Origin of the sequence: Pseudanabaena biceps PCC 7429, assembly GCF_000332215.1 — a bacterium.
Classification (GTDB): Bacteria; Cyanobacteriota; Cyanobacteriia; order Pseudanabaenales; family Pseudanabaenaceae; genus Pseudanabaena; species Pseudanabaena biceps.
In genome coordinates this window covers 1-5,180 of sequence record NZ_ALWB01000283.1, presented here as the reverse complement: position 1 = coordinate 5,180, position 5,180 = coordinate 1, and the positions used below count along the sequence as shown (strand labels likewise).

The following is a 5,180-nucleotide window of genomic DNA, read 5'->3' as shown; positions in this document are numbered from 1 at the left end:
CAAGCAATTAAGCAAGAAGTGGGCAGAAGAGGCTAAGTAGTTAGACATCATTAAAAACCAAAACCAGAGAGCATACCGCCCGCTGCGCGGGCGGTATGCTCTTCTAGGTTTTAAGTTTACTTATGTCTAGCTACTTACATAATCTCTAGCTGGGAGTCATCCCCAACCAGAAAACGTAGGGCTTGAGGACGCTTGGGCGAGACCTTCATCAATACGCGCTGACCAATGACACTATCGACGATGCGTTGATGAATTCCTGTAATTGTGGTGTCGTTGAGAATCACACTATGTTCGATATCTGTATCAACAATAGTGACGCGATCGCTGATGCTGGTATAGGGACCAATGTAAGCATGTTCGAGATGACAATCATTACCGATGATTACGGGTCCACGGATTTTACAGTTAATAATTTGAGAGCCTTTGCCTATCTGAACCCTGCCGCTGATATTACTAGCCGAATCGACTTCACCGAGATTTTGGGATTTAAGCCGCGTATCCAGCAAAATTTGATTAGCAACCAGAATATCGTCTTTTTTACCAGTATCAAGCCACCAACCCTCAAGTTCGGAGGCTTCAACCTTTTGCTTAGTATCAATTAACTTTTGGATAGCATCGGTGATTTCCAGCTCACCTCTAAAAGATGGAGATATTTGGGCGATGGCATCATGAATTATTGATTTAAAAAAATACACCCCAACTAGGGCGAGATTGGATTCAGGATTTTTTGGCTTTTCAACCAGTCTTAGTACTTTGCCTGTTGCATCTACAGTCACGACCCCAAAAGCACTAGGGTCTGGTACTTGGCGCAATAAAATTAGAGCATCTAATTGCTTTTGAGCAAAATCATTCAAGAATGTATCCAGTTGGGATTCGATCAGGTTATCACCGAGAAACATGATAAAGGAATCGTCACCTAAGTATGGCTGTGCGGTTTTAACGGCATGGGCTAGCCCTGCGGGTTTGTCTTGGAGAACATAGGTAATATTTGCGCCAAAGCGATCGCCGTTACCCGTTTTGTTTCTAACTTCATCCCCCGTTTCAGGGCTAATCACGATGCCAATATCAGTAATACCTGCGGCGACAATACTTTCGATGCAGTACCAAAGAATTGGCTTGTTGGCGACGGGTACTAGTTGTTTTGCCCCTGTGTAGGTGAGTGGTCGCAGTCTTGTTCCTTTGCCACCAGAGAGAATTAAGGCTTTCATATTTTTATATTTTCCAGATATCTAAAATTTGCAACGCGAAGTAAAGCTCATGTTTATGTTTATGTTTATTAAGTAGCTGGGCAATTAAATATAAAACCCCAAAAGCTGTAGCGCACGCGCAGCGTGCGCTACAGCTTTTGATTCTGGGTTTTAATTATGCCCAGCCACTTACATGTTTATTACATGTTTATTACAGGTTTATTACATGTTTATTACAGATATGATTTTTCAGATAAATAGGCTGTAAGTGCGTCTTGCCAAGAGCGCATTTTAAAAGCTGCACTCGGATTTAGGCGATCGCTAACGAGAGCAGAATTCATCGGTCGCTTAGCTTTGGTGGGAAACGCAGATGTAGGAATTGACTCAATCGGATGATCGATATTAGCTAGACGTAGGATTTCGGTAGCCAACTCATGCCAAGAGCAAATACCTGCATTCGCCCCATGCATAATTCCCGTAGTACCAGCCTGTAATAATTCATCTAAGAGTCTTGCTACATCGTAGGTATAGGTGGGAGACATAAACATGTCATCAACCACCTTAAGGGAATCGCCTGCTTTGGCTTTTTTAATGATCGTTTCCACAAAGTTGCCCCCTTTACCGCTTGCGCCTGCTTTACCAAATACGCTAGATATTCGCAAAATTAGCGATCGCAGGGTCGTTTGTTTGACTAGATATTCACCCGTGAGCTTAGATGTCCCATAAACATTAATCGGATCGGGAAGATCGGACTCGGTGTAAGGAACTTGGCGATCGCCATGAAATACATAATCAGTACTGACATATACGCACAAAGCGCCAATATCGCGACTTGCTCTCGCCACATTCAACGCGCCGATCGCATTGACGTTAAAAGCTCTTTCGACCTCCTGTTCGCAGTCATCGACCCGCACATAGGCGGCGCTATTGATGACAACATCAAATTTGCGCCCGCTCAAAACTCGATCAACAGCATTGGCATCACAAATATCAATATCAGTGCGAGTTAATGCGGTGAGTTGATAGCGATCGCCTTGGGCAAAATGACTGACGATATCCGATCCTAACTGACCATTTGCACCAATCAGAGCCACTTTTAGAGGATTACTCATCGGGCATACCACTGGTTGTAATGTTCTTGAAATACTTTCTTATCTTTGACCGCTTGCCACCAATCTGAGTTCTGTTTGTACCAAGCTACGGTTTGGGTCATGCCCCGTTGAAAATCCCATTGACGTTGCCAGCCTAGAGCCTCCGTAGCACTAGGATCGACAGAGTAGCGGTAGTCATGTCCTGGACGATCGCTGACCGATTGCATTAAGGATTCGGGGCAGTTGAGCAACCCTAAAATAGTCTTGGCAACTTCAAGCCCATTTACTTCCATTCTCGCTCCCAAGTTATAGGCTTTACCGCTTTTACCTTTGTGCAAAACTGTGTCAATACCTGAGCAATGATCTTCCACGTAGAGATAATCACGGACGGCTGAACCATCACCATAGATGGGCAGGGCTTTGGACTCTAGAGCGTTGGTAATGAAGAGCGGAATAATTTTTTCAGGATATTGGTATAGTCCATAGGTATTGGAGCCTCTCGTAATTACCACATCTAAGCCGTAGCTAATGCCATAGGAAAAGACCAGATGCTCTGCGCCCGCTTTGGATGCAGCATAGGGACTGCGCGGAGATAAAACGTCAGTTTCTAATGAATGGCGATCGCTGCCCACAAGATCGCCATAAACCTCATCGGTCGAAACATGGAGAAAGCGTTTGATTTGATGTTTTCGCGCCGCCTCTAATAGTAATAATGTGCCTTCGATATTGGTACGAATGAAGGGGAGCGGATCGCGCAAGCTGCGATCGACATGGCTTTCGGCGGCAAAGTTGAGGATGGCATCCACGCCATTTACGGCTTTTTCCACATCGTCAGGATTAGCAATATCGCCTTGAATGAAGGTAATGCGATCGCGAACATCCTTGAGATTATCTAAATTACCCGCATAGGTAAGCTTATCTAAAACCACGATCTCCCATGTCGGATGATTGACAAGGGCATAATGCACATAGTTAGAGCCAATAAACCCTGCCCCACCTGTGACGAGTACCTTTTGGAATTTTTCTGGCGATGACTCTGGGGATAATTCTGGATTCATACAAATAACTCTGCTTCTTTCAATGATTTGCCAACGGCATCCTTATTAGACAAAATCGGGGATTCGTCAAGTTGCCAAGCGATCGCAATGTCGGGATCGTTCCATAACAAGCAACGTTCTTCTTGAGGATCATAGTAATCTGTAGCCTTATAGGCTATTTCTGCAAAATCAGACAAGACTACAAATCCATGGGCAAATCCTGCGGGAATCCAAATCTGTTGGCAGTTTTTGGCACTTAGGATATTACTTACCCATTTACCAAAGGTGGGCGAACTCCGACGCAAATCTACGGCAACATCTTGAATTACACCGACCAAGGCTCTCACTAACTTACCTTGAGGCTTGCCGATTTGATAGTGCAATCCTCTCAACACATTCTTTTGCGATCGCGAATGGTTATCTTGCACAAACCTCGGATTTAGCCCTGTCATTTTTGCAAAAGATACTTGATGATAGGACTCAAAGAAAAATCCTCTTGCGTCGTGGAAAACTTGAGGTGTGATCAGTAAGACATCGGGAATTGCTGTAGTTTCAACTTTCATGCAAACATTGCCTGACCTTGTTTCAAAAAATTATGGTTCAAAATCATCTCCTCGATCAGTCTCAGCAATCCTCCATAGAAGAGATCGTTCAAAAATTCTTACCACAATCTCCAATTGCGAATATTCAACGTTTTGGCAGTGGCAATATCAATGATACTTTTCTAATTTCTTTAAAAGATAATTTAAAAGATAATTTACCAGTCAAGCATTCTAGTCATTTTATTTTGCAGCGGATAAATTCGGCGGTATTTAAAAACCCACCGATGGTTATGCAGAATATCCGAATTTATGCAGCACATGTGCACGATCGCTTGCAAACATCGCCCCTCGATCGACGCTGGGAAATTCCGCAGATATTACCAACTGAAGAGGGGCATGACTATTGGCAAACTGAGCAGGGAGAATTTTGGCGATCGCTTAGTTTTATTGAAGGCTCCCAGTCCTTTGATGTAATTAGTGATGAGCGGGCAAGGGAAGTCGGCTATGCGTTGGGAACTTTCCATCATCTGACTAGCGACTTAGCGCCGACTAGGTTGGCGGATACTTTAGAAGGCTTTCATATTACGCCGCGCTATTTCAGGCAATATGAAGAGATCTTGGCAAAGGGAAATCGGCATATTGCCCCTGAAGTCGATTATTGCATGAGGTTCGTGAGCGATCGCCAAGGATTAGCACATATTTTAGAAGATGCGAAGGCCTCGGGGAAACTGCAAGAACGAACGATCCATGGCGATCCGAAGGTAAATAATATTCTGTTCGATCGCCAGACCCAGCTAGCGGTAAGTATGATCGACCTCGATACGGTCAAATCAGGATTAATCCATTACGATCTTGGTGATTGTTTGCGATCGGGCTGCAATCTTCGGGGCGAAGAGACAGAACAATGGGAAGATGTAACCTTTGAGATAGAACTATGTCAAGGAATCTTGCAGGGATATTTAGCCAAGGCTCGTTTCTTTTTGACGGAATACGATTACGCCTATATTTACGACGCGATCAGGGTGATTGCCTTTGAGTTGGGTTTGCGTTTTTTTACTGATTACTTAGCAGGCAATATTTACTTCCACGCGCAACATCCCGAACATAATCTATGGCGATCGCTAGTACAGTTTCGCCTAGTCGAAAGCATTGAATCACAGGAATCAGCCATCAAGCAAATCATTGTTGCCTCATCCAAACTGAAGCCCACCCATTCGTGACTTGGTAAGTAACTGGGCATAATTACAGCGCTTTGCGCTCAAACCCAAACCAAGGAAATTCTTGAAAGCGTTGCAAAGCAACGCTTTCAAGAATTTCCTTGTG

Annotated in this window: 5 protein-coding genes; 1 reads left to right on the top strand and 4 read right to left on the bottom strand. The window is 44.1% G+C overall.

The features are described from left to right. Positions 1–134: 134 nt before the first annotated feature. The 4 genes from PSE7429_RS20780 to rfbC all read right to left on the bottom strand — a co-directional run bounded on the left by PSE7429_RS20780 (position 135) and on the right by rfbC (position 3,878). Positions 135–1,208, bottom strand: a complete 1,074-nt coding sequence (locus PSE7429_RS20780; protein ID WP_009629329.1) for a glucose-1-phosphate thymidylyltransferase — start codon at positions 1,206–1,208, stop codon at positions 135–137. Positions 1,209–1,420: 212 nt separating this feature from the next. Beyond that, positions 1,421–2,299, bottom strand: coding sequence for a dTDP-4-dehydrorhamnose reductase (rfbD, locus tag PSE7429_RS20775; protein ID WP_009629328.1), 879 nt, complete (start codon positions 2,297–2,299; stop codon positions 1,421–1,423). Beyond that, positions 2,296–3,336, bottom strand: coding sequence for a dTDP-glucose 4,6-dehydratase (gene rfbB, locus PSE7429_RS20770; RefSeq protein WP_009629327.1), 1,041 nt, complete (start codon positions 3,334–3,336; stop codon positions 2,296–2,298). The genes rfbD and rfbB overlap by 4 nt, the downstream gene beginning before the upstream one ends. Next, positions 3,333–3,878: a dTDP-4-dehydrorhamnose 3,5-epimerase gene (rfbC, locus tag PSE7429_RS20765; RefSeq protein WP_009629326.1), complete on the bottom strand. Its 546-nt coding sequence runs from the start codon at positions 3,876–3,878 to the stop codon at positions 3,333–3,335. The genes rfbB and rfbC overlap by 4 nt, the downstream gene beginning before the upstream one ends. A 32-nt stretch (positions 3,879–3,910) precedes the next feature. Here rfbC and PSE7429_RS20760 point away from each other — a divergent pair, with 32 nt between their 5' ends. Continuing rightward, positions 3,911–5,077, top strand: a complete 1,167-nt coding sequence (locus tag PSE7429_RS20760) for a phosphotransferase enzyme family protein (protein WP_009629325.1) — start codon at positions 3,911–3,913, stop codon at positions 5,075–5,077. Positions 5,078–5,180: the final 103 nt, after the last annotated feature.